This window comes from Microcystis sp. M090S1, from assembly GCF_020246295.1.
Taxonomy (GTDB): Bacteria; Cyanobacteriota; Cyanobacteriia; order Cyanobacteriales; family Microcystaceae; genus Microcystis; species Microcystis aeruginosa.
This window is the reverse complement of sequence record NZ_JADBTF010000399.1, coordinates 1-2,902: the sequence shown is the minus strand read 5'-3', so window position 1 is coordinate 2,902 and position 2,902 is coordinate 1. Positions and strand designations below refer to the sequence as shown.

The window sequence follows — 2,902 nt, the reverse complement described above, 5'->3', positions numbered from 1 at the left end:
TTTCAGCTACTTTTGAGCGTAGTTGCTCTCATCGAATTTTATTTTAAGTTAATTATTTGCATAACAATTCCCGAAGAGCCAAGAAGACTTGGAAAGAGACTTAAGATTAGCTTATGAGTTATCTTATTTTTATCAAACACAAATATATCAACTAATGGTCAATTGGCAATCTAATCATCATCCTTATCAAATATTCTGATTCGGTTTATTGCCTTAAGTTTGAGATGATATATTTAACAAATCGGCTCGACTTTGTGTTATAATCAAAGCAAGGCTTTAAAGACGATATTCTCAGCAAATTATGCCTATTGTTCTTCCTGACACTCTAATTTCACTGAAAGATTAATTTAACCTTGATCTGTCGGGATTGATTTCTTAACCTTTTAATAAATTGATTTTTTCCCCGGTCAGGCTAGAATCAGTAGGATTAGCATCCAAGATAATCGGGGTAACTTTGGTTAATCTGGGGCAGTGTAGCCTAAAAAAACGCCCAAAATAGTCAAATTTAGGCTTAAGTGGCTTCTTACTAACTGTTTAATCTATTATTTAGGTATTAGACTCTATGGCTAAAGCTCCTAGCGTAACTTCCGAAATCGATCTTAAAGATTCGCAATATTACTTTAACCGAGAATTAAGCTGGTTAGAATTTAATCATCGCGTGCTTTATGAGGCACTTGATCCTCGGACTCCCCTACTGGAAAGATTAAAATTTACCGCCATTTTTTGTGCCAATCTCGACGAATTTTTTATGGTACGGGTGGCAGTTCTTAAACAACAGGTAGAGGCAAATGTAGCCGTTTTAAGTGCCGATGGCAGGACTGCCTCAGAACAGCTAACCGAGATAAGTAAACGTCTGCGTCCCCTTGTGCAACAGCAGGATCATCTTTTTGAACACACCCTGAAAAACCTCTTAGTAGAACAGGGAATTCATCTGATTAACTATGTGGATTTACATCAAGAACAGCGCAATTATCTCCATGATTACTTTGAACAAAATATTTTCCCCGTTTTAACTCCTCTAGCGGTGGATCCTAGTCATCCTTTTCCCTATATTTCTAATCTTAGTCTCAATTTAGCCGTAGTCGTTCGCGATCCCGACACCGATAAAGAACTATTTGCCAGGGTGAAAGTACCGCAGGTTTTCCCCCGTTTTCTGGCATTATCCAAAGAATTACGCCACCAAGACGGAAAAGCTTCGATTTGGACGGGAGTACCGCTTGAACAGGTGGTAATGCACAATTTAGAGGCACTTTTCCCCGGCATGATCATTCAAGAATGTTATCCTTTTCGGGTGACGCGCAACGCTGACATCTCCGTCGAAGAAGATGAGGCCGATGATTTATTATTAGCGATCGAGGAAGAAGTACGCAAGCGCCGCATCGGTAAATCGGCAGTACGTCTGGAAATTCACAGTTCTACCCCTAGCAATATTAAAAACCGGATCATGCGCGATCTCGGACTTGAGGAGATCGATGTTTACGATGTGGATGGACTGCTGGGACACAAAGATTTATTTTATTTTATGTCTTTACCCTGTCCCGAACTGAAAGATCCGCCTTGGAATCCTGTCACCCCACCGGTTTTACAGGGATTGCGAGAAATAGTTGACGGTAACGAAGACGGGATCCTAGAACAGGATGGCGAAGATATTTTTACTTTAATTCGCAATAACGATATTCTCGTTCATCACCCTTACCATTCCTTTAGTGCCTCGGTACAACAGTTTATCGACCAGGCTGCCCATGATGCCCATGTTTTAGCGATTAAAATGACTTTGTATCGTACTTCCGGAGATTCCCCGATTGTCAATTCCCTGATTGCGGCGGCGGAAAATGGTAAACAGGTAGCGGCGTTAGTGGAACTAAAAGCCCGCTTTGATGAGGAAAATAACATTACTTGGGCGAAAAAGCTCGAACAAGCCGGAGTTCACGTTGTTTATGGCTTAGTTGGTCTAAAAACCCATACGAAAGTGGTTCTCGTGGTCAGAAAAGAAGGGGATAAAATCCGTCGTTATTTCCATATTGGCACCGGTAATTATAACCCAAAAACGGCTAAATTATACACTGATTTGGGTTTACTTAGCTGTCGCGAGGATTTGGGGGCAGATATCACCGATTTATTTAACTTTCTGACCGGATACTCCCGTCAGCAATCCTATCGCAAACTTTTAATTGCTCCGGTGAGTTTGCGAAAACGGATGTTAGCAATGATCGATCGCGAGGCCAAAAACTGTAAAAATGGCGGTACGGGGCGCATTGTCGCAAAAATGAACTCTATTGTCGATAAACCGATTATAGAAGCCTTATACGCCGCTTCTCGTGCTGGCGTGCAGATTGACTTAATTATTCGTGGGATCTGTTGTTTACGGCCCGGATTGCCGGAAGTGAGCGAAAATATCCGAGTAATTAGCATTATCGGCCGCTTTTTGGAACATTCCCGCATTTTTTACTTCTACAATGGTGGTCAGGAGGAGGTTTATCTTGGTAGCGCCGATTGGATGACGCGGAACCTGACTCGTCGCGTGGAAGCAGTGACACCCATCGATGAACCAACGATCGCCAAGGAACTGGAAGAAATTCTCGGTATCATGTTGTCAGATAACCGGCAAGCATGGGAATTACAATCCGACGGCAGTTATATTCAGCGTCGTGCTGCCAACCAGGGACAGGAAAGCAGTACCCATGTAATTTTAATGGAAAAAGCCCTTAAATCTGCGGGTGTTAGTCAATAGGAACAGTGATCAGTTATCAGTTATCAGTTATCAGTTATCAGTTATCAGTTATCAGTGATCAGATGTGATACTAAATCCGGTTATTAAAAACTGATTATCTATTGCTCCTTTTGCCTATTGCAAGTGTGCCTATTGCCTCTCCTGATATGTAGCCTATACTCAACGGATTTA

1 protein-coding gene is annotated in these 2,902 nt (G+C 41.9%); it reads left to right on the top strand.

Going from position 1 to position 2,902, the window contains the following annotated elements; all coding sequences use genetic code 11:
• The first annotated feature begins 562 nt into the window (after positions 1 to 562).
• Complete coding sequence (ppk1, locus tag IM477_RS17705) at positions 563 to 2,731, top strand: polyphosphate kinase 1 (RefSeq protein WP_287732860.1); 2,169 nt, start codon at positions 563 to 565, stop codon at positions 2,729 to 2,731.
• The last annotated feature ends 171 nt before the right edge of the window (positions 2,732 to 2,902 follow it).

Excerpts from the sequence above, each read along its gene's own strand:
- ppk1 (WP_287732860.1), top strand. The coding sequence starts at position 563 with ATGGCTAAAGCTCCTAGCGTAACTTCCGAAATCGATCTTAAAGATTCG.